We start from the raw sequence: 22,117 nt of genomic DNA on the forward strand, positions 1-22,117 counted from the left end.
ATATAGAACGTAAATCTGTACGTTTCAGAACTGTGGGTGACATGACTTGTACAGCAGCGGTAGATTCAACGGCAACTGAGCTAGATGATATTATCGCTGAGATCAAGGCCTCAACGGTAAGTGAACGTGGCGCCAGAATGGACGATAAGGTATCGGAAGCAGCTATGGAAGAACGCAAAAAACAAGGATACTTTTAATTCAAATCAAATACCTGATATTGACAACAATGAATATATTGAAATTTATAACGGCCGGTTCTGTAGATGATGGTAAAAGTACCTTGATTGGCCGATTACTATACGATACAAACTCCATTTTGGATGACCAATTGGAAGCTATACAACGTGCCAACCGTAAAAATGACGACGGAACAGTAGACTTGGCCATATTGACTGATGGACTTAAAGCTGAACGCGAACAAGGGATAACAATCGACGTAGCATATAAATATTTTCAGACCGAACACCGAAAATATATTATAGCCGATGCTCCAGGACATATCCAATACACCAGAAACATGGTAACTGGCGCGTCCAATTCGGATCTTATAATCATTTTGGTTGACGCACGTAAAGGTGTAATAGAGCAAACAAAACGCCATTCTTTCATTGCTAAATTATTGGCCATGAAACAAGTTTTGGTTTGCATAAACAAGATGGATATGGTCGATTATAGCGCTTCTATTTTCGAACAGATCAAAGCCGATTATTTAACTTTAGCGACCAATCTCGGACTTAAGGATATTGATTTCATACCAGTTTCAGCCTTAAAAGGAGACAATATTGTCCATAAGTCCGAAAGAATGAGTTGGTATGCAGGCGAATCTTTATTGGATTACCTAGAAAATGTGGAAATTCACGAACAGGAAGCAGCCAGCTGGCGGTTTCCCGTCCAATGGGTTGTAAGACCGCAAACAGATGATTTGCACGATTATAGAGGTTATGCAGGCCGCGTACTAGGAGAGGGATTAACGGTTGGTGACCAGGTTATTGTTTATCCAGCAGAAACATATAGTACAATTCAAGCGATTGAATTAAACGGACAACAACTTCAACGGGCTGAAAACGGACAATCTGTTATTGTACACCTCAGTGATGATGTTGATATTAGTCGTGGCGATACCATTACGAGTGTAGAACATCCACCAAAGTTTGAGCGTAATATTCAAGCAAATTTATGTTGGTTCGACAATAAACCTTTGGATACAACACAAGTGTATCTTGTCCAAAGTCACAGTAAATTAACCAAAGTTAAGATCGTAGATGTGTTGTATAAATTTGATATCAATACACAGGAAAAAATATACCACGACCCGATCAAACTAAATGATATTGGTCGAATAACCCTTAAATCTGCAGAGAATCTAGTATTTGATTTACAGCAGGAAAATGCCGCAAATTCTCAAGCCATTGTTATTGATCCGCGGACAAATTTAACAGTCGGCGCATTGATGATCCAAGCTGTCGACTAACAAAGACGATTAATCGTAAATATTCAACCTAAATATTTTTTAAGGAACTCAGACAATGTTTGGGTTCCTTTTATATTTACTGTAGTACAAAAGCAGAGACAATTATTACAACCAACATCCCAGTATTCGGCTTATTATTAAAAACTGTTGATTTACAAAAATACTATTGAATCAATATAAAAGGAGAGTATTCAAAACATCTATTTAACATAATATAAATTATAAATAACTAATATACAAAAAGGATATAGGCCTCCGAGTTAAAACTAAGCTAAAATATTTGCCAAATAATCATAAAAAAGCGTTAGATGTTAGATATTTTATAATTATTAGCTCTATTTCAATCTATTTTATCAAAACAGAATCATTTTCGTTTTTCAATAATAAAAATCGAACAAAATACAGTCAATTTATCACTACACACACATTTCACCAATGAATCGTCTATTTTAAACGAAAAATATAAAATATGAAATTTCATTAAAACAGATTAATATTTGTAAATAATTAACAAATATTGGTTTTTCATTAAAAAATACATAAATTAGTGCCAGCCAAAGGGAAATTTTACTAATTAAAACATGTCAAAAAATTTTAACGAGTTCATCTCAATCGTTGAGAAACGCAATCCAAATGAACCAGAATTCTTACAAGCTGTAAAAGAAGTTACCGAGGATTTATTTCCTTATATTACCGAAAACCATCCTGAATTTTTCGACCAAAAGATTCTTGAAAGACTGACTGAACCAGAGCGGATTATATCCTTCCGTGTAACCTGGTTGGATGATAACCATCAGGTACAGGTAAATCGTGGTTATCGTGTTCAAATGAACAGTTCAATCGGTCCATATAAAGGCGGTCTCCGCTTCGCTCCTTCTGTTAATCAAAGTATTTTAAAATTCCTCGCTTTTGAGCAAGTATTTAAAAACAGCTTAACAGGACTGCCAATTGGTGGTGGTAAAGGAGGCTCTGATTTTGACCCTAAAGGTAAATCAGATAATGAAATTATGCGTTTTTGTCAAAGCTTTATGACTGAACTTTATCGTCATATTGGTGCAGATACAGATGTTCCTGCAGGAGATATTGGCGTTGGTGGACGTGAAATAGGTTTCCTATTTGGTCAATTTAAGCGACTTCAAAACAATTTTACAGGTGTTCTAACAGGTAAAGGTGAATTATGGGGTGGATCATATATTCGTCCTGAAGCTACTGGCTATGGGCTTCTATATTTTGTTGACTGTATATTTAAATATCAAGGAAAATCTTTACAAGGTCAAGTAGCGACAGTATCTGGTGCTGGCAACGTAGCCTTTTACGCTGTTGAAAAAGCCGTTCAACTTGGTGCCAAAGTGATTACAGTTTCAAATAGCTTGGGTACACTTTATGATCCTGATGGTTTTGATGCCGAAAAAATGGCATTTGGGGCTACCTTGGGAAGAAACCTCGATCAATACCCTGCACGTTATCCGAATGCCCAGTTCTTACCTGGTCAAAAGCCTTGGCAATTTAAATGTGATATCGCATTGCCATGTGCAACACAAAATGAATTAGAAGAATCGGATGCTAAAGCGCTTGTAGCAAATGGTTGTATCTGCGTAGCTGAGGGTGCCAATATGCCTTCTACTGCAGAAGCTATTAAAGTTTTTCTAGACGCAAAAATCAGTTTTGCACCCGGTAAAGCCGCGAATGCTGGAGGTGTTGCTGTCAGCGGTTTAGAAATGTCTCAAAACTCAATCCGGACACAATGGTGTACAGAAGAAGTTGACAATCGCTTAAAAATTATTATGGAAAGCATTCACGAAACTTGTTTGAAATATGGCCAAGACAGTGGATTCGTTAATTATTTGAAAGGTGCCAATATTGGTGGTTTCATAAAAGTCGCTAACGCGATGAAAGCACAAGGTATCGTATAACACGCCTTTTTCTAATCATATCATAATCCTGAGCGCTCAAATGCATTGCATTTGGGCGTTTTTTTATATTTTTATGCTAATTTTAAAAAACACGAAATTTACATGAGATTAATAGCTGAACTCCCCCATCCCGATTGCAAGATTTCAATTTTTGGTATGAATCAAAAATTCATTATTAAATTTGAGCAAGGAAACTTAGAACAATCCTATAAAATTGCAGAAATGGATATAATTGGCGGTGTAAATGGGGTATTTGATTTACTCGACGAAGAATTTCTAAAGAGTGTGATCAATCAATTCGCTTCGATGCGCCAATCTTTTAACAATGCTTATAGTAGATACGAATAAAAAATCTATGCTGAACTATATCTATTTTGTGGCATTTTGGGCCTGTCAAATTATTTCATCTATCCTATTTAAACTTGGCGGGGTACATCCGAAGTATAAATGGACAACTTTAATTATTGGAAACATTATTCTTTTATCAGCAAGTTGGTTTCTTGTACAGTTATTTAAAAATGTCTCTCAACCCATCGTAATTGCCTTATGTTCTGGCGGTACGTTTTTGACCGTCCAGTTGGCGATGGCGCTATATTTTAAAAGTTCATTGAGCTGGCAGCAAGTACTAGGTATGTTTGTCATTATTTCAGGCATGGTTTTGATTACTTTTGGAGGTAAAGAAACAACCTAAGCTATGCTGAAATTAGTTATAGATGTGTTTATTTGTTATAGTAAAACTCATCTATAACTAATGAACCTGCCAATTGTTGGTTAAAACGATCTAGATCGGTCATTTTGCCAGAAATATCATACATTACCTCCAACTTACCATTGATCTTTTCAATAACACGTCTAGTAGCTTTAATCTTAAAATCCAATGCCAATTGTTCAAACTCATGTAAGTGATAAAACTCATTGGAACTAAATTTCACGTGTAGAGAACGGATTAGGTAATAACGAGCCAGAAGAATTTCTATCCGCTGAAAAAGCGCGAGTATTACCACCATAAAGACAGCAAAGGAAATGGCATAAACCAGTTGCCCCAATCCGGCAAACATTCCAATACCAGCTGTCGCCCAAATAACGGCCGCCGTTGTGAGACCACTGACCGATAGCTTGCCTTTAAAGATCACACCAGCGCCAATAAAGCCTATACCAGTCACAATATTTGCAGCTACGCGATCCGTACTATTTCCAATAAACAAACAGGAGACAATAGTAAACATCGCCGAACCGAAACAAATAAGTACTACCGTTCGAAATCCAGCAGATTTATTCCTATACTCACGTTCAAAACCAATTAAACTGCCACACAGAATTGAAGTGATCGCGTTTAACAAAGGCTCACTAGTCAAAAAGTTAATAATATTCTCCATACTAAACTTTGCAGAAAGATGAAACATGGAACTCCAAACATTCGCAGCTCCATGCAATATAGGCTATAGATAAGCGTATGTTATACCATCGCCCCCACGATCTTGATGCTCGTCCTCAAAACGGCTTACATGGCTATATTTACGGAGGTAGTCGCGAATAAATTTGCGCAAAATACCATCACCTTTACCATGAATAATTTTTAACGATGGGTAACCTATCATGACGGCCCGATCCAGAACACGTTCTAATTCATTCAGTGCGTCTTCTGTGCGCATGCCTCTTAAATCAAGTTCTGGTTTAAAATCAGCAACACTACCAGAAGACAGTGATTTTGACAGGCTTTTTGCGGACTTCTTCCCTTCCCGACCTTCGAGTTTAACGACATTCTTTCGCTTTTGAACAGTACGCAATTCACCCATGGCAAGAATAAGGTTGTTCTTTGCAATTTCGACAATCTGCGCTTCAGCACCATTATCAATAATCTGCACCCAATCCCCAATATTTAATACAGTGGATTCAGGTGTTTTCTCTTTGACGATTTGCTTTGCTGGTTTTTGCTCTTTGGGGAGAACAGCTTGAAGTGCCTGATCCAAATTGCTGCGCAACTCACGTGTTTTCTCTTTATCCGCTTTTGCAGATTTGATCTGTGCTACGGTATTTTCGATTAACTTATTCGAACTTTTAATAATCTGCTGCGCTTCCTCTTTCGCCTTCTTCAAAATCACGCGCTTATTTTCTTCCAAATAACTTTGCAATTCCAAATACTCCGATTTAATCGACTCCAGTTCCTTCTCGCGCTTATTAATAGCAATTTTTGTATCAAACACCTCTTTCTTCTCTCGTTCAAGATCGATCAATAGTGTATCTACTTTCTTCTGCTGAACACCAATTTTACTTTTAGCAGATTCCAGAATATCCTTACCTAATCCTATTTTCTGCGCGATTTCGAAAGCATAAGAGCTTCCTGGCTTGCCAATTTGAAGGATATACATCGGTTTCATTTCGCGATTGTCAAATAACATTGAAGCATTTTCCAAACCCGTCGTGTTACTAGCAAAAACTTTAAGATTTGAATAGTGTGTTGTCACAACTCCCCTAATTTGCTTTTTGCTAAGTGATTCCAATACAGCCTCAGCAATAGGTCCTCCAAACAAAGGGTCAGTACCCGTTCCAAACTCATCGATCAGTACCAAAGTACGCCCGTTTGCAAATTCCGTGAAATATTTCATCTTGGACAGATGCGCGCTGTATGTACTTAAATCACTTTCAATGGATTGATCGTCGCCTATATCTGCAAATATTTGCTTAAAAACACCGACTTTACTTGTCGGTTCCGCTGGTATTAATAAGCCCGATTGCACCATGATTTGCAACAGGCCAACCGTTTTCATACATACAGATTTCCCTCCTGCATTCGGTCCTGAGACAACAATAATGCGTTGAATATTATCGATTTGAATATTCAACGGAACAACAGTATGATGCTGATTCAGCAATAGAAGCGGGTGTCGACCATTGACCAAATTAATCTCGGCCTCCTTCGATAACTCCGGCATCTCCGCCTCAATATCCAAAGCAAAAAGTGCTTTCGCACGCACAAAATCTACTTTGGTCAATAGGCTATGATAGGAAAGCAATAGCGGAATATGTGGTCGGACCTTGTCCGTTAGCTCCACTAAAATACGGATGACCTCACGTCTACGTTCAAACTCTAAATCCCTAATCTTATTATTTAACTGAAATACTTCTTCAGGTTCTATATAAGCTGTTTGTCCTGTAGCTGATTCATCATGAATCAAACCTTTGAGCTTTCTTTTATTTTCCGCAAGAATAGGAATACAGAGCCTTCCATCCCGTATCGTCAGATTCCCGTCCGCTGTCCAGCCACTGTCCTGTGCGCTCTTAAAGATACTATTGATACGTTTAAGTGCCTCCTGTTCCGCTCGTTGAATCTGTTGGGTTATTTCCAACAATAATCGAGAAGCATTATTTTTAAGCTTTCCACGTTCATCAATGATCATTTCAATATCGCGAATAATTCCCTTCTCGATCGGTAAATGTTCAAATAATACCTCTAGATTGGGATAGAGTCCCTCCCGTTCATTAAAATAACGAATAATCGCGTAGACAGTCTTGAGGGATAATAATACCCGAAAGAATTCATCCTCGAATAAAAATGTCCCCTCTACCCGAGCTTTCTCAATAATAGATCGAAGCGGAAAGAAATTTTCAACCGGAAATGCGCCATCATTCAATAGAAGATCCTTAAACTCGCTGGTTTGTCTTAGAAACCGGTCGATTTGGTCAAACCGAGTTTGAGGTTGAATTTTTTCAACCAACTCACGCCCCGACTCGCTTAGGCATTTTTGTTTTATTTTATCTTTTATCTCGGAAAACCCGAGTTTATCAATTGCATTTATTGGATATACCATAGAAATTATATTCTTTGATGGTTAAAGTTTCGTCGGCGGCTTGATATGCTGCGGCGGCGTAAGAATTGGTCTTTTTTCCAATTCATTTGTTGGTAATTGTGGCTCCACATGCTTTTGTGTCACAACAGTATCCTTGACTGAAGTACCAGGTGTTTTCAGTTGGGAAGCTGTATCTTTCTGTGGAGAAGGTGATTCAATTGGTAAATTTGAATTACCGACCGACAACTGGTTCATGAGATAGCCATTCAAGCTTATACCAGTCTTTGTTTGAACACTGGTATTAAACAAGGAAGAAGCTTCCCTAAAGTTGAATTTCGTCTTATTTGGCAGATAATGGATAAGTGCTGCAATTCGTTCCTGATAAGCCTGTTGTGCACGCATAACACGATTGGTACTATCTTGAAGACGCATATTCTGGATTGAATCACGCGTTCGAATTGAATCTTGTTTTTTCCGTTCTATATCTGCATAAATCTTATTTTCCTTCGTTAAATTATCCTCCACTTTTTTATAAATCGCAGACATTACTTCAGCATCCTTACCATAATAGTCTAAGTTCTTTCGAAAAGAAATCGAATCCAATCCATATTTATCAAAGGTCACTTGATACAAAGGCAACATCACTTTACGTGCACTATCAATGGGTAAAATATTAAGATAAGAGTCTGTCAGCTGAATTTCTGTCAAGGCATCCACAAACTTACTTTGAGAGATAATATCTTTCTCCCCAGTTCCGACACAAGAACCAAATAAAAAAATCACTGCAAGTAGATTCAGTATTAATCGTAGCATTTCGTAGTTTTGTACAAATTTACAAAAAGCACCGACATTTGGCACTTTTTACATCATCAAAACTATATCGGAAATGAGTATTGCTAGTAATTTAGAAACGTTAAGATTGGAAACCGAGGCTGTTGGGGTACAACTTGTAGCAGTTTCAAAAACAAAATCCAATTCGGACATTATGGAAGCCTATGAGGCAGGACAACGTATCTTTGGTGAGAATCATGTTCAAGAATTAGTAGAGAAAGCAGCGCTTTTACCTAAAGATATTCAGTGGCATATGATTGGCCACCTTCAAACAAATAAGGTTAAATATATTACACCATTCATCAGCTTAATTGCGTCAGTTGATTCATTAAAATTATTAAAGGAGATTAACAAACATGCTCAGAAAGCGAAGCGTACAATCGACTGTTTGTTGCAAGTATATATTGCAGAAGAAGAAACAAAATTTGGTTTCGACCATGCCGAGCTAGTTGAGCTTCTTCGCGACGACGAGTTTCTCGAATTAAAAAATATTCGAATTTGTGGCTTAATGGGCATAGCATCCAATACGGATAAAGAAAAAGTCATTAAGGCTGAATTCTATGAGTTAAAAATGTTATTCGATGGAATTAAGACAAGTTTTTACCGGAAAGAAGAATATTTCTGTATTCTCTCCATGGGGATGTCTTCAGACTATAAGCTGGCGATTGAAGAAGGTTCAACAATGGTACGCATCGGAAGCACAATATTTGGTAAAAGAGTAATTAAGCACTTCAAAAACAATGATTAAAGCAACCATACGAGAGGCTATCGACAATGATTGCCCACAAATGCTTGAGCTGATTAAAGAATTGGCTATTTTTGAAAAAGCACCAGACGAAGTCACAGTATCACTTGAAGAATTTAAAGATGCAGGCTTTGGAAAGAATTCCGTTTGGGGCGCATTCGTTGCTGAAGTGGATGGCGAAATTGTCGGAATTTCATTATATTATGTCCGATATTCAACGTGGAAAGGCAGAAGACTCTATTTGGAGGATCTGATTGTCACCGAAAGCATGCGAGGTTTAGGGATAGGAAAACTGCTTTTTGATAAAACTTTAGCTTACGGCAAACAATGTGGATTCCATGGCATGGTATGGCAAGTCCTCGATTGGAATGAACCCGCTATAAAGTTTTATGAAAAATATAAAGCAAACTTTGATGCCGAATGGATCAATGTGTCAATCACTTATTAAATAACGGAGATAATCTATTCAATGCGATTTTACTTTTCTTTAATAATATTAGTTATCAGCTGTTTGCTATCTGCTTGCGATGACCACAAAAAGGCCGCTATAGCGGCACAGCTCACGGACACACTCTCCTATAGTCAAAAAAGCATAGATGAGCATAGCAATTATTTTCTTAAAGAAGATGATCGATTGGACACAACGTATTTTCGCGCAAAATACCCTGTTTTTCAAGAAGATAAAATTAATGAACTTATCACCAATATTGTTCATCTCGAAGGCGACACAAGTATGCAGGAGGCCGCCCATCGTTTTATTAATTCTTACAATGAATATGTGGAGGATAATAACGGCAAATCCACTGCAACCTGGAACCGGGATCTACAGGTCGATGTGATCGCCAATACTCCTGTTTTTTTGGGACTAAGAACAAAGCAGGACGAATACACGGGCGGTGCACATGGGGACCACTTCACCCTCTATTCAAACTTCGATAGACAGTCAAACAAACAGATTATGATTGATGACATTATTCAGAAAGAGAATAAAGATAAATTTGTCAAAATCGCTGAGCAATATTTCCGCAAACAAGAAGGGTTAAGCGCGGACGATTCTTTAAGTGGAAAGTATTTTTTTGAAGATGGTAGGTTTTCGCTCGCAGATAATTTTACGTTTGAAAAGGACGATATTCTATTTTATTATAACGTGTATGAGATCAAATCCTATGCAGAGGGAAATACAGAATTACGTATTCCCTACACGACATTCAAACATTTGATTTCTGACAAAGGATTACATTATATCAATAGTATCAATTAGCAATCAACTAAACTAATAAATAAATGCAGGTTTTTAAATTTGGGGGCGCATCAGTAAAGGATGCAGAAAGTGTCAGAAATTCAGCGCGGATTATTTCAAAATACAAGGGCGAAGCCTTGTTAGTTGTCATATCAGCGATGGGAAAGACAACAAACCTTCTAGAAAAATTGACCAAAGAATATTTTAACAATACTGGCAACCAATTTCAGACATTGGAAGAGGCCAAAGAATTTCACTTTCATATTCTTCGAGAATTATTTCCTGACGCTGAACACCCTATATTTGACGAGATTTCTAACTGCTTTGTGGAGATCGAGTGGATTTTAGAGGAGGAACCTCAAGATTCATATGATTATCTTTTCGATCAAATTGTATCGATGGGTGAACTTATCTCGACAAAGATTGTGGCAGCTTATGTTGCTTTTATTGGTGAAAAGGTAAAATGGCTCGATGCGCGTGATTATATATTCACAGACAATACGTATCGCGAAGCAGTTGTAGACTGGAATAAAACTGAAGAAAAAATTCGCACGGAGTTGCCTGCAATACTTGACGAATATATCGTGATTACGCAAGGTTTTTTGGGATCTACCTCTGAAAATTTCACAACTACTTTGGGTCGTGAAGGCTCCGATTATTCGGCTGCGATCTTTGCTTCTTGTTTGAATGCTGAAAATGTAACGATTTGGAAGGATGTTCCTGGTGTACTTAATGCCGATCCAAAATGGTTTGAGAAAACCGAGCTAATTCCCGAGTTATCCTATACAGATGCCATCGAACTCACTTATTATGGTGCCACGGTCATTCACCCTAAAACCATCAAACCATTACAGAATAAGAAAATCGCATTGAACGTACGTTCCTTTGTCGACCCCGATTCTCCGGGTACTATGATAAAAAGTACGAATCAAACATTACCTGTCCCTTCTTTCATATTCAAGGTAAATCAAATTTTTGTTTCAATCTCTCCAAGGGACTTTTCTTTTATCGTGGAAGATAATTTAAGAGATATCTTCAATCTATTCTACGAGCATCGTATCAAAATCAATATGATGCACAACACAGCTATCAATTTCACCGTTGCAGTAGATGATACAGGAAAAAATCTGGTGGACTTAATCAATGAGCTGGAGCAAAGGTTCAAAGTCAAACATGAATCCGGACTCGAACTTATTACAATTCGTTATTACAATCAAGAAACAATTGATCGCGTTTTGGTTGATAAGCAAGTTATTAGTGAATTAAAGGATACATATACCTGTCAGCTTCTCGTAAAGAAAATATAAATGAATACATTGATCCTTCAAGAGGAGATTCAACAGTTTTTAGATAAAAACGCACTTGAGTCCCCTACTAAAATTGCATTAAAAAAATCTCCTTTTGAAGGAATATTGTCTTCCGAGCTTGCCGCACAACTCGACGGAAGACAACGGGCGAGCGCAAAAATTCCCTTATGGGCGGAAACGCCAGGGATCTATTTTCCTGCCAAGCTTAACTTGGAGCAATGTTCTTCGGAAACAACGGCAGTATTCAAAAGTTCACTGATTAAAAAAGGTACACGCTTGATTGATGCCACCAGTGGCTTTGGGGTAGATAGCTTTTACTTCTCAAAACAGGCTGCACAGGTTACGTCTTGCGAACTAAATCCTGATTTGGCAGCGATCACAAAACATAATGCCGCTGTATTGAAAGCAGATAACCTTCAGATCATTGCCGCTAACGGTGTTGATTACATTCTCAATGATCCAATCAAACAATTTGATTACATCTATTTAGATCCTTCGAGAAGAATTCAAAACAAAAAAGTCTTTTTATTGGATGAATGTGAACCTAATTTAGTGCAATTGCAGGATGACTTTTTTCAACGCAGCAACACCATCATTAGCAAACTTGCACCACTATTGGATATCTCTTCTGCCATACAACAGCTTAGACATGTAAAAGATGTTTATGTTGTATCCTCACAAAATGACTGCAAAGAGCTTATTTTCGTGCAAGAAAAAGATTATGAAGGTGACGCCGTCGTTCATGCCATCAGATTATATCACGGACAGCAACAAGTTATCTCCTTCACCTATGAAAGTGAGCGCGCTCTCGTCAATGAATATAGCGAACCACTATCCTATTTATATGAACCAGATGTTGCTCTCTCCAAAGCCGGGGCCTTTAAAACGGTTGGCCAATTATTTAACATCAAAAAACTTCATAAAAACACGCATCTCTACACTTCCGATCAAAAGATCGAAAACTTTCCTGGTAAAACATTCATCGTAAAACAGGTAGAATCCTTTTCTGATTTCAAGAAAAACAAGAAATCATTGCAATCAGGGATAATTGCCAAAAATTTCCCGCTCAAAACAGAAGAGATTAAAAAGAAATTTAAAATCAAGGACGTTGGGAACTCCTTTTCTTTTTTTACGACAACCCTAAATGATCAATTTAGTGTCATACATACACAGCGAATGCTAGAATAGACATTTTCATTACAATTGTCGAAAATCTTCTCCGTAATTTTAATGTATGGATAAAATAGCATTATCAGCATTGGATTTGGCTCCGATCAAAAAAGGGGAGCATACAGCGAGCGCATTGGCTCGTACTGTTAAGATTGCCCGACATGTAGAAAAATTAGATTTTAAAAGAATATGGGTGGCCGAACATCATAATATGGAATATATTGCCAGTTCAGCAACTTCACTCCTAATACAACATATCGCATCAAATACCAGTTCTATTCGCGTGGGTTCTGGTGGGATCATGTTGCCAAATCATGCTCCTTTAGTCATTGCAGAGCAATTTGGAACCTTAGAGACCTTATTTCCAGGGCGTATTGACCTCGGTTTAGGACGTGCACCAGGCACTGATCAATTGACCGCAATGGCTTTACGTAGAAACAACTTGAATACAGCATTTCAATTTCCTCAAGAGGTAAAAGACTTACAGCGCTACTTCAGTGCAGACAACTATGACGCAAAAGTACGTGCATTTCCAGGAGAAGGACTGGATATCCCACTTTATATCCTCGGGTCAAGTACCGATAGTGCCTATTTAGCCGCTAGTCTAGGTCTTCCTTATGCTTTTGCAACGCATTTTGCTCCAGCTCAGTTTGCCTCAGCAAGCATGATCTATCATCAAAATTTTGTTCCTTCTAATGCCTTGGAAAAGCCATATTTCATTTCTTGTGTAAATGTTATTGCTGCCGATAGTACCGAAGAAGCCAATTTTTTGGCAACAAGCTTCTATAATCTATTCGCCGGTATTGTGACAAATACCAGAAGGCCACTTTCAGAACCTAGTCAGGAAGTTATCTATAAAGGCATTCCGGCGATAGAACAGGCCGTGCAAAGTATGGCTTCCTGTGCATTTATCGGCGATGGCACTAAAATTCTTCCGGAAATCGAAAAATTCGTAAACGATCACAAAGTGGACGAGATCATGGCTACTTCCTATATCTTTGATGATGAAAAGTGTCTCCATTCGTTATCATTGTTGAAAGAAATACTCGCTTAAGGATCCAAGCTACTTTATATACGGTGAATTTTATATATTTAAACAAAATTCACCGTATATGAATATTTCCATTAACATTAGCCTGATCCTGGGATTATTTTTCCTGCAGGCATGTACAAACTCCTCTACAAAACAGCACAGAAATTTACCTGATACAGCAAACACTTCGGATAGTTTAGCCCTATCAACTAGCGATAGCACTACATCGTTCGTTTCTCCTAAAAGTGATTCTTCACAAGGACAGATTTTTCTAGTGCGCAGCTATCGTATATGGGAAAAGAACGATCCTACAACAGTATTAAACAAAGAATGGTATGATCTCTATGAAGAGAATGGTCAATATTATTTAGGTAAAGCCGATTATGAGGTCAAGGACGGTTTTGACGATTGCGCACAAGTAGTGACTAAAAGCGTTGAATCACGAAGAAATTCATTGTTATTCTTGAAACTCAAGGGGCTTAAAGCTGGTGCTGTGGAACATGTTAAAATAAGTCACTCCGAAGTCTGGCCAAAAGAATCCGTTGCATATTCTTTCAATAACCAAAAGATCGAGCTTAAGGGCTCGGGAACTATCAAATCCACAGAAGTACAAACAGATGAAAAAGGGCACGAAAAGGTGTTTCATGAGGTTACCAATTACAAGCTGCTTTATATTCCAAGTAATCGAAATAAAGAGAAAATACTTTTTCAGGTTGACCAATATGACCACGTATTTATGTCGACTCTATTCGTTGGGGATATCGACCGAGATGGTGCATTAGATTTTATTTTTTCCAATCCAAAAAATTATGAGGAAGAAGCTATGCTACTATTTCTGTCCAATAACGGCAACCCATTGATGTTTGAAGCAGAAGAACAATTTGACTGTTAATTGAACCTGAAATGGAAAAAATGAGCTACTACCTGCATCGGATGCAATCCATCCATAGGGCACTGATTTCGGTCTTTTTCTTTCTGTTGATCTACCTGCTCTCGCCGATCAAAAGCCTTCCGCTGCTTAATTTAATGTTATGCTGGTTTGGATTTTGTGTATCCTATATTTCTATATCCTGGTACACATTCTACACAATGCCGATTGCTTCCATTGCCAGGAAAGCACAGCAAGAGGATGGTAGCCGTCTCTTCGTGTCGTTATTTATCATCCTAGTGACCATAGGCTGTTTTGTTTCGGTATTGATGATTATTATATCAAGTAAGGATAAACAGTTAAATGACGCGTATATTATCATTATTTGCATGTTAGCCATGCTGTCCTCCTGGGGATTGGTCCATACCATATATACCTTTCATTACGCCCGTTTATACTATGAAAATAAAGCTGCCGGAACTGGACTGGAATTTCCGGGAGACGACAAGCCCGATTATTTGGATTTTGCTTATTTTTCATTTGTGATGGGATGCACCTTTCAGGTTTCTGACGTTGGAATCTCTTCAAAAAAGATACGAAGAGTAGCGCTATTCCATGGCCTCCTCTCCTTTGCTTTAAATACATTTGTCGTTGCATTGACGATAAATATCATTTCTGGATTAATCAATTGAGTTTTCGATCAAAAAGTCTTATTTTAGAGCAAAAATTACACACATGAAATTGTTCATCCCTTTAGCTGCGCTCAGTTTATCTATTATTCTAATCACCTCATGTGCAAAAAAAGATAACACAGGGGACGGATCTGCAGGGGCTTCCGGCAGCTTTATAGGCCGTGTTCAATATCAGGATAATTCATTGGATGTGGATCGGGATAATCGTTTGATACGTGTTTTACAAGTGAGCGGAAACACCTATAAAATTGAATTTTATACAGGCATTCCGAATATTACAGACTTTGTATTAAATAAAACAAATGATAGCACCTGGGTCTCTTCCGACACCACCGGCTTAAAAAACGTGACGATTGAGGGGAAAATGCTGACAATTAACTACCAGTCCAATAGTCAAAGCTGGAACGTTACGGATGCAGTACGTAAATAATAATCAATCTAAATTGTCATATTAACTTCATTTTCTATTTGAAAATTATCGCTTTCTCCCTATATTTAGTTAAGCATAAAGGAAAAGAGAAATGAAACAAATAAATAAATTAGGTACGATTGCATCGGTGTTGGCTATTGCGCTTGCTTTGAGTGCATTCAGTTTCCAACAGGAAAAACCTAAGGAAGAACCAAAACCAACCAATCTAAAAGTTCTTCCCAAGAATATCTCCCACGATGAATTGATTTCCACCATGAAGGAATTTAACGTTGCATTGGGCGTAAAATGTGGTTTCTGTCATGCACCATCAAAAGAGGATCCTAAAAAAATGGATTTTGCAAGTGACGATAACCACAAAAAAGAAATTGGACGAGCGATGATTAAGATGACCCAAAAGATAAACAAAAAGTATTTTAATCGTAGTTGGGATAGCTCGCCTGCCAAAGCTATTTCCTGCAAAACCTGTCATGGCGGAAAAGAAGAACCAGAAATGGTCTTAGCAAAAAACTAATCAAACCACATATTCATGTAACACCATAATACACTGTATTGTGGTGTTTTTTATTTCTAATACATTTTAATGGAGAAAGCTAAAAAGTAGAAGAATAAAGCCATTAGTTTTGGAAATGAATAAGGAACCACGCAAAACTACCTTAAACTAAGTATAAAAAGCAGTAAGTAAGTAAATAAAAAAAGCTTCCCGATTGAGAAGCTTTAGTACCCGGAGCCGGAGTCGAACCGGCACGGTTTCCCACTGGTGTTTGAGACCAGCGCGTCTACCAATTCCGCCATCCGGGCATATCCGTTTGGGATGATGCAAAAGTAAGCAAAGTTTTTATTATTCCAAATCACCATAACGCGCATTTTTAAAACTCGCTGAAAATGAATGAGAAAATTTTAAAAAAACTTTTCAATGCCCTATCAATTGATTGAAAATGGCCTTTTTTACGTAATTTTAATCAGTAAACAATCAAATGATCATGGAAAAAGTAAAACTCGGAAACAGTGAAATTGAATTCAAACCTCTTGTCTTTGGTGGAAATGTATTTGGCTGGACCGTCGATGAGAAACAGTCTTTCGCCCTGTTAGATGCTTTTATCGATATGGGATTCAGTCTTATTGATACATCCAACAACTATTCACATTGGGTCCCGGGTCACAGTGGGTCCGAATCAGAAACAATCATTGGCAAATGGATCAGCAAAAGAGATATTCGCGATAAAATTCAGATTGCAACAAAAGTCGGCGGACGTCGAATAGACAATAGTAAACCTAATCTTAAAAAAGAGTATATTATTAAATCTGTGGAAGATTCACTCCTGCGATTGAACGTAGACACAATCGATCTTTATCAATCTCATCACGATGATCTGACAACTGGAATCGATGAAACACTGGAGGCTTATCATCACCTGATCCAGAATGGAAAAATAAAATGGATCGGTGCTTCAAACCTAAGTCCAGAACGTATTTCAGAATCCCTCCAAATGGCCGAAGACCACAATTTACCATATTATATCGCTATCCAACCTGAATATAACCTTTACGACCGTATGAAATACGAAGAGCAGTATGAACAATTGGCCATTGATAATCATTTGGGCGTAATCAGTTACTATTCACTTGCCAGTGGCTTCCTATCGGGCAAATACCGATCTATTGAAGACATCAAAGAGACTAAGCGTTACGATGCATTAAAAGACAAATTTAACGCGCGTGGCCTGCGCATTTTAGATGTGTTGGCTGAGATAGCACATACACAACAAGCTAGTATGTCAGCTATCGCCTTAGCCTGGAGTCTACACAGGCCTTCAGTTACGGCGCCTATTGTAAGTGCAACCAGTATCCAACAGCTCGAGGAACTCAGTAGAGCTGTAGAAATCAAACTGACGCCGAAAGAATGTTTTCTCTTGGACAAAGCAAGCTCTTACTAGACTAAAAGCAAGGGAAAAACAATTTAACACACTGAAAATAAGAATATTAAAAACACTTCAATTGCATTACCAAATAATATTTGGCCACACAGCATACAAGAAAGTGAAATGACCTTAATTTAAGAAAACATATTAGTTAGATAACGAATATAAGTTCTTGTTTTTCAGTTATAAAAAATGGCCAACAAAATATTATTCTGTTAGCCATTTTCGTTAAATATCGCTTTTCCTATACTTAGGTAACTTATCTTATTTTTTCATTCAACAAAGATAGAATAGAAACAGGCACCATCGCACTGATATCTCCTCCATTAAACCACACGTCTCTAACAATGGATGAAGAAATATGAGCCTTTCCAGATCTACTCATTAAAAAATAGCTTTCAACATCATTATTGAGCAACAAATTATTTTGAGCAACAGCATTTTCAAATTCAAAATCATTGGTATTTCGGAGCCCACGCAATATAAAACGTGCTTTAACTTGCTTACAGAAATCTACTGTAAGACCTTTATATTTATGCACCTCAACCCTACTTACGTCGTTAAAAACACGGCTAATTGAATCTACCCGCTCGTCGTGATCTAACATTCCTTTTTTATTGGCGTTATAGCCCACTGCAATAATAATTTTATCAAATAGCGGCATTGCTCTCTCAACAAGATCTTGATGAGCTAAAGTAAAGGGATCAAAAGAGCCCGGAAAAACAGCAATTTTCATATTAGATAGTCTTAGCGTAAAAGGAAAATGATGAATACCCGTATTTTCTAGTTTCTATAAAATTTGGATGATCTTCCATCTGTCTTGTTGACGGATGCTCAACAACAAGGAGCCCATGTTCATGCAACAATTCCTTTTCAAAAATTAATTTTGGCAATTGTGGCAATTTAGGAATATCATAAGGTGGGTCTGCAAAAATAAAATCATAGGTATTCTTACAGCTGGCAATAAACTTAAATACATCGGCTTTCCTTGCTTTAATTTGCTCCAGTTTCATCCTCCCGGCTGTTTCATTGATATATTGCACGCATTTGAAATGAAGATCTATTGCATCTACTGATTCCACATCCCGCGATGCGAGCTCAAAACTAATATTCCCTGTTCCCGCAAAAAGATCCAGACACTTTAAACGATCAAAATCCAGTCGGTTCTGTAAAATATTAAACAGCGCTTCCTTAGCGATATCCGTGGTTGGCCTCACAGGTAAATTGGTCGGTGGATTCAGCCTTAAACCACCTAAACGACCTCCGATTATTCGCATAGTATAGAATCAAACAATACATTATATGGGGCCAAATTTGACTCGATCTCGCTATCCGCCAATACGACTTTTGTCTTCAAATCCAATATTTCGATATCACCCGCATAAGTAGAGATACGTTTATAATAGGATTCATTTGGAATTTCTCCTGAAAGGAGCACTTTATTGATGGAGTCCCCTAGATTGAATTGTGTTAAAATATTAAGCACATAGTAGCTGATATCATCTAGATTATGAATTTCAAAACTATTATAAAGCTGGAAAACACCATTTTTAAAAAGATAAAAATCAACTGTATTGTCAGCTACAAAATGAAGCCCCAATACACTCCCCCTAATGGATACACGCTCCTGCGCACGGTCAAGTACAACCGCAAATTCTGGAAGTATAACAGCATCAGGAAACAACCGCTTCCACCTATTCAATAAAAGACCATCAAACTGATATACAGCAACTAAATTAAGATTATCTAAAGAATAGCTAAATGTATTTTCAAGATCAGTTGTGCCTAAAAACTGTAGGTAATCACTGATGTTTTCACTCAGAAAAAATTCTTTTGGAATAAACGTAAAAGTTTGATGTGGTATCACAACGCGGACAAATCGAAACGGAAGGCTCATAATTCGTGTGGCATCCAAAATTGGCTCCTCTGAAGGATACTCGATCAAAATCGGTGCGATCGACTTTTTATCAACCACCGCCAAGACATCCTTCTGAAAGCCAGCCTTGACCAAAAGATTGTACTCCGGTAAATAATGAATATTAAATTGTTTTGAAATATAATTCATTCGCTGAATTGTAAAAATTAAAACTTCTTAGAGCAAAAATAGCTTTTTCTAGAGGATAAGACAAACCTTTTAAATAACTTTGAGGGTGTTCATCAAAAATCTGTTAATACAGCAATTCCCTTGGCAAGCCACCGAACAGCAGTTGGAGGCTTTCGAATTATTGCAAGAATTTCTTCTCGCTTTTGACAAACAATCCTGCTTTGTACTTAGAGGATATGCGGGTACAGGAAAAACAACATTAATTTCTGCGCTGGTTAAAGTGCTGCCTGCATTGCGGAAAAAGGCTGTTCTGCTGGCACCGACCGGCAGGGCTGCAAAAGTGATCACCTATTATTCGGGACGCAAAGCACTTACAATCCATAAGAAAATATACCGTAAAAAATCTGCTGTTTCTTTTCAGCTCGATTTCACCTTGGCGGAGAACCTGCATGAAGACACTTTATTTATCATCGATGAAGCCTCAATGATATCCAATGCTTCCGTGAATGCGTTTTCGGCAAGCCTTTTGGACGACTTGATCCGTTATGTGCAATCTGGGAAGAACTGTACCCTATTATTTGTTGGAGATACGGCTCAATTACCTCCTGTAGGACTCCTGGATAGCCCTGCCTTAAACCCAAGCTATCTCGAAAGTGAATTTCACCTTTGCGTTTATCCTTTTGAGCTAACCACGGTTGTCCGCCAATCCAAAGACTCCGGTATATTGTACAATGCAACCAAAATACGCGAAGAGATAACCTCGGCAGAGGAAGAACAAGACGACTTCCCTTTTCCAAAGTTCATAACAAAAGGATTTAAAGATCTTTACAGAATGACAGGTGAACGGTTAATCGAAGGTATAAACTATGCATATGACAAATATGGACTCGAAAATACAATGATTATCTGCCGTTCAAATCGATCTGCAAATTTATACAACCAAAATATAAGGAACAGGATTTTGTTCCGGGACGAGGAGCTCACCGGCGGAGATTATATTATGGTTGTAAAAAACAACTACTTCTGGTTACAGGAAAACAACATGGGTGATGGATTTATTGCAAATGGCGATATGGCCAAAGTGCGAAAAGTAAGTAACATCCACGATCAGCATGGATTTCGATTTGCAGATGTCACGCTTGAATTTGTAGACATTGACGAAATAGAACCCATCACCTGCCGCGTTATCCTAGACAGCCTTTATACAGACAGCCCCAATCTGCCCTATGAAACCCATAAAGCACTCTACGAAGAGATTGCCTTGGATTATGCCGACATCATGGATAAGAAGGACAGGCTCGAAGCAATCAAAAAAGACCCCTATTATAATGCGCTTCAGATTAAATTTGCATTTGCAATTACCTGTCATAAAGCACAAGGCGGCCAATGGCCAATCGTGTTTGTCGACCAGGGGTATATAAACGATGATATGTTGGATCTTGAATTCTTAAGATGGCTGTACACTGGGGTTACCCGAGCAACAAAGGAACTTTTTCTGGTCAATTTCAATGAAAACTTCTATCCATCATAGGATTATTACACGAATCATTCGCAAAAGAACCTAATAATGGATATTTTTACGTTCGGAACCATTATTATACAATTATCTATATTATTAATGCATAAGTACTACTTAATCTTGGCGGCGAGCTTATTGCCCTATGTTAGCACTGCACAACAGGCGAAAGAAACGCCTATAAAGCCCAATTATCAGCTGGCTGCAAAATTCTCCCCTGAAAAATTAAAGAAAATGATTTTTTCGACTAGCATCAAACCAAATTGGATCAATTTTTCCGATCGCTTTTGGTATGATTACGCAAGTCCACAAGGAAGAAACTGGTACATTGTAAACCCTGCACTAAAAAAGAAAGAACTTCTTTTCAATAATGACAACCTCGCCGCTCAAATTACTAAAATAGTTAAAAATCCTGTTGATGCCCAACATCTGGAATTACAGGGGCTTCGATTTACCAAGGATGAGAAAAAATTAAGGTTTCAGGTTCAGAGTACCAAAGACACCGTAAAATCCAAAGATGAAATACAAAAGCTCAAGAATAAGTCCGATACGACTAAAAAGAAACTATTTTATCTGGAATATGACTTAGCTGCACAGTCTGTCGTTGAAATAAGTGACTCAACAAAAGTAAAATCACCATTGGGCTGGGCGACATTCTCCCCTGACACCAATACAGTCTATTTTGCGAAAGATTACAACTTGTATTGGATGGACAAACCCAACTACCTTAAAGCGGTAAAGAATGAAAAAGATAGCACCATTGTAGAGCACCAGATAACAAAAGACGGTGTACAATATTATGCTTGGGGCGGTGATGAATACAGCACAACTACAGGTGAGGAAAAAGACAAAGACAATGACCCAAAACGTAAACGAGTATGGATCAGCTGGTCGCCGGATGGACGTTATTTCACCTTGACCAGAAAGGACAACCGTTCTCTAAAACCCTTATGGGTAATCAATAATGTTGGCTCAGCCAGGCCGACACTTGAAACCTATAAATACCAAATGCCGGGCGAAGTCGATTCGACGGAAACTGAACTTTATATCTTCGATGCAGCAGCAAAATCTCCACGCCGCATCAATATATCCGCGTTTAAAAATCAGACCATCTCTACCTGGACAAAAACTCCGGATAAAAATTCTTATA

General features: G+C 38.0%; 23 protein-coding genes, 1 tRNA gene and 1 pseudogene. 18 read left to right on the top strand and 7 right to left on the bottom strand.

The genetic code is table 11. From position 1 onward, the window contains the following. The 5 genes and pseudogenes from B2X72_RS10225 to B2X72_RS10245 form a co-directional block, all read left to right on the top strand. Nucleotides 1-197, top strand: a pseudogene (locus tag B2X72_RS10225) (sulfate adenylyltransferase small subunit); the annotation flags it as partial. A gap of 29 nt (nucleotides 198-226) precedes the next feature. After that, nucleotides 227-1,471: a sulfate adenylyltransferase subunit 1 gene (locus B2X72_RS10230; RefSeq protein WP_145330062.1), complete on the top strand. Its 1,245-nt coding sequence runs from the start codon at nucleotides 227-229 to the stop codon at nucleotides 1,469-1,471. 581 nt (nucleotides 1,472-2,052) lie between these two features. After that, nucleotides 2,053-3,384, top strand: coding sequence for an NADP-specific glutamate dehydrogenase (gene gdhA, locus B2X72_RS10235; protein ID WP_075992613.1), 1,332 nt, complete (start codon nucleotides 2,053-2,055; stop codon nucleotides 3,382-3,384). 102 nt (nucleotides 3,385-3,486) lie between these two features. Beyond that, entirely contained in the window at nucleotides 3,487-3,732 is a 246-nt protein-coding gene (locus B2X72_RS10240; protein WP_075992612.1) for a hypothetical protein, read from the top strand. After that, nucleotides 3,710-4,075, top strand: coding sequence for a hypothetical protein (locus B2X72_RS10245; RefSeq protein ID WP_232475781.1), 366 nt, complete (start codon nucleotides 3,710-3,712; stop codon nucleotides 4,073-4,075). Before B2X72_RS10240 ends, B2X72_RS10245 begins: the two co-directional genes overlap by 23 nt. 28 nt (nucleotides 4,076-4,103) lie before the next feature. On the opposite strand, the gene B2X72_RS10250 is transcribed toward B2X72_RS10245, so the two are convergent. From B2X72_RS10250 to B2X72_RS10260, 3 genes are all read right to left on the bottom strand, one after another. Further along, nucleotides 4,104-4,760: an MgtC/SapB family protein gene (locus tag B2X72_RS10250; RefSeq protein WP_075994794.1), complete on the bottom strand. Its 657-nt coding sequence runs from the start codon at nucleotides 4,758-4,760 to the stop codon at nucleotides 4,104-4,106. 63 nt (nucleotides 4,761-4,823) lie between these two features. Further along, nucleotides 4,824-7,193, bottom strand: a complete 2,370-nt coding sequence (locus B2X72_RS10255) for an endonuclease MutS2 (protein ID WP_286849497.1) — start codon at nucleotides 7,191-7,193, stop codon at nucleotides 4,824-4,826. A 21-nt stretch (nucleotides 7,194-7,214) separates the two neighbouring features. Next, the gene (locus B2X72_RS10260) at nucleotides 7,215-7,985 is read right to left on the bottom strand and encodes a DUF4296 domain-containing protein (protein WP_088161551.1); all 771 of its coding nucleotides are present in this window, start codon (nucleotides 7,983-7,985) and stop codon (nucleotides 7,215-7,217) included. A gap of 73 nt (nucleotides 7,986-8,058) precedes the next feature. Here B2X72_RS10260 and B2X72_RS10265 point away from each other — a divergent pair, with 73 nt between their 5' ends. The 10 genes from B2X72_RS10265 to B2X72_RS10310 all read left to right on the top strand — a co-directional run bounded on the left by B2X72_RS10265 (nucleotide 8,059) and on the right by B2X72_RS10310 (nucleotide 15,999). Then, entirely contained in the window at nucleotides 8,059-8,751 is a 693-nt protein-coding gene (locus B2X72_RS10265) for a YggS family pyridoxal phosphate-dependent enzyme (RefSeq protein WP_145330066.1), read from the top strand. Beyond that, nucleotides 8,744-9,196: a GNAT family N-acetyltransferase gene (locus B2X72_RS10270; RefSeq protein WP_145330068.1), complete on the top strand. Its 453-nt coding sequence runs from the start codon at nucleotides 8,744-8,746 to the stop codon at nucleotides 9,194-9,196. Before B2X72_RS10265 ends, B2X72_RS10270 begins: the two co-directional genes overlap by 8 nt. Before the next feature lie 63 nt (nucleotides 9,197-9,259). Next, entirely contained in the window at nucleotides 9,260-10,009 is a 750-nt protein-coding gene (locus B2X72_RS10275; protein ID WP_158638952.1) for a DUF3298 and DUF4163 domain-containing protein, read from the top strand. Between the two features lie 23 nt (nucleotides 10,010-10,032). Beyond that, nucleotides 10,033-11,295: an aspartate kinase gene (locus B2X72_RS10280; protein ID WP_286849501.1), complete on the top strand. Its 1,263-nt coding sequence runs from the start codon at nucleotides 10,033-10,035 to the stop codon at nucleotides 11,293-11,295. Beyond that, on the top strand, nucleotides 11,296-12,483 hold the full coding sequence (locus tag B2X72_RS10285; protein ID WP_145330074.1) for a THUMP-like domain-containing protein: 1,188 nt from the start codon (nucleotides 11,296-11,298) through the stop codon (nucleotides 12,481-12,483). 46 nt (nucleotides 12,484-12,529) lie between these two features. Beyond that, nucleotides 12,530-13,519 carry an LLM class flavin-dependent oxidoreductase gene (locus tag B2X72_RS10290; protein ID WP_286849503.1) on the top strand — a complete coding sequence of 330 codons (990 nt, stop codon included), beginning with the start codon at nucleotides 12,530-12,532 and terminating at the stop codon, nucleotides 13,517-13,519. 58 nt (nucleotides 13,520-13,577) lie between these two features. Then, nucleotides 13,578-14,390, top strand: coding sequence for a hypothetical protein (locus B2X72_RS10295; RefSeq protein WP_145330076.1), 813 nt, complete (start codon nucleotides 13,578-13,580; stop codon nucleotides 14,388-14,390). A gap of 11 nt (nucleotides 14,391-14,401) precedes the next feature. Beyond that, complete coding sequence (locus B2X72_RS10300) at nucleotides 14,402-15,058, top strand: DUF1345 domain-containing protein (RefSeq protein ID WP_088161543.1); 657 nt, start codon at nucleotides 14,402-14,404, stop codon at nucleotides 15,056-15,058. Nucleotides 15,059-15,101: 43 nt separating this feature from the next. Continuing rightward, nucleotides 15,102-15,488, top strand: coding sequence for a hypothetical protein (locus B2X72_RS10305; RefSeq protein ID WP_088161542.1), 387 nt, complete (start codon nucleotides 15,102-15,104; stop codon nucleotides 15,486-15,488). 91 nt (nucleotides 15,489-15,579) lie between these two features. After that, complete coding sequence (locus tag B2X72_RS10310; RefSeq protein WP_120335886.1) at nucleotides 15,580-15,999, top strand: c-type cytochrome; 420 nt, start codon at nucleotides 15,580-15,582, stop codon at nucleotides 15,997-15,999. Nucleotides 16,000-16,206: 207 nt separating this feature from the next. Here B2X72_RS10310 and B2X72_RS10315 read toward each other — a convergent pair. After that, nucleotides 16,207-16,286: transfer RNA gene (locus tag B2X72_RS10315), tRNA-Leu, on the bottom strand. Between the two features lie 182 nt (nucleotides 16,287-16,468). On the opposite strand from B2X72_RS10315, the gene B2X72_RS10320 reads away from it, so the two are divergent. Continuing rightward, nucleotides 16,469-17,422: an aldo/keto reductase gene (locus tag B2X72_RS10320; RefSeq protein ID WP_286849507.1), complete on the top strand. Its 954-nt coding sequence runs from the start codon at nucleotides 16,469-16,471 to the stop codon at nucleotides 17,420-17,422. A 244-nt stretch (nucleotides 17,423-17,666) separates the two neighbouring features. Here the strand turns inward: B2X72_RS10320 and coaD are convergent, their stop codons facing one another. The 3 genes from coaD to B2X72_RS10335 are packed head-to-tail and all read right to left on the bottom strand — an operon-like array spanning nucleotide 17,667 to nucleotide 19,472. Further along, the gene (gene coaD, locus B2X72_RS10325; protein WP_075992599.1) at nucleotides 17,667-18,143 is read right to left on the bottom strand and encodes a pantetheine-phosphate adenylyltransferase; all 477 of its coding nucleotides are present in this window, start codon (nucleotides 18,141-18,143) and stop codon (nucleotides 17,667-17,669) included. A gap of 1 nt (nucleotide 18,144) precedes the next feature. After that, nucleotides 18,145-18,684: a 16S rRNA (guanine(966)-N(2))-methyltransferase RsmD gene (rsmD, locus tag B2X72_RS10330; RefSeq protein ID WP_088161540.1), complete on the bottom strand. Its 540-nt coding sequence runs from the start codon at nucleotides 18,682-18,684 to the stop codon at nucleotides 18,145-18,147. Next, nucleotides 18,675-19,472, bottom strand: a complete 798-nt coding sequence (locus B2X72_RS10335) for a DUF3822 family protein (RefSeq protein ID WP_088161539.1) — start codon at nucleotides 19,470-19,472, stop codon at nucleotides 18,675-18,677. The genes rsmD and B2X72_RS10335 overlap by 10 nt, the downstream gene beginning before the upstream one ends. An 85-nt stretch (nucleotides 19,473-19,557) precedes the next feature. Between B2X72_RS10335 and B2X72_RS10340 the strand changes: the two genes are divergently transcribed. Next, on the top strand, nucleotides 19,558-20,982 hold the full coding sequence (locus B2X72_RS10340) for an ATP-dependent DNA helicase (RefSeq protein WP_145330083.1): 1,425 nt from the start codon (nucleotides 19,558-19,560) through the stop codon (nucleotides 20,980-20,982). A gap of 87 nt (nucleotides 20,983-21,069) precedes the next feature. Next, nucleotides 21,070-22,117: DPP IV N-terminal domain-containing protein (locus B2X72_RS10345; protein WP_286849510.1), on the top strand; the 1,048-nt coding region annotated here is incomplete at its 3' end.

It is taken from the genome of Sphingobacterium sp. UBA7253 (genome assembly GCF_002472745.1).
GTDB lineage: Bacteria > Bacteroidota > Bacteroidia > Sphingobacteriales > Sphingobacteriaceae > Sphingobacterium > Sphingobacterium siyangense.